Consider the following 236-nt stretch of genomic DNA (forward strand, 5'->3'; position numbering starts at 1 on the left):
GTGCGATGGCCGCTTCGCGGCGCTTGCGCAGGCGGTCGAACTGCTCGGTGGGGAAGGTCGGATTGCGCAGTACATCCGCGAACAGGGCCAGACTGTCGTCGAGGAAGGGACGCACGGCGCCGAGGCTGATCGTCGAGTGGTCGCGCGAAACCCCCGAGGAAAGGCTGGCGCCGAGGGATTCGGCGTCCTCGCTGATGGCGATGGCGTCCCGGCTTGGGGTGCCGCGCGTACGCAGC

1 protein-coding gene is annotated in these 236 nt (G+C 69.5%); it reads right to left on the reverse strand.

Features of this window, described 5'->3' with window-relative positions:
* Window positions 1-236: insulinase family protein (locus SB717_RS39475; RefSeq protein WP_410908779.1), on the reverse strand; the 236-nt coding region annotated here is incomplete at both ends.

The organism is Priestia sp. SIMBA_032 (assembly GCF_046535215.1).
GTDB classification, from domain to species: domain Bacteria; phylum Bacillota; class Bacilli; order Bacillales; family Bacillaceae_H; genus Priestia; species Priestia aryabhattai.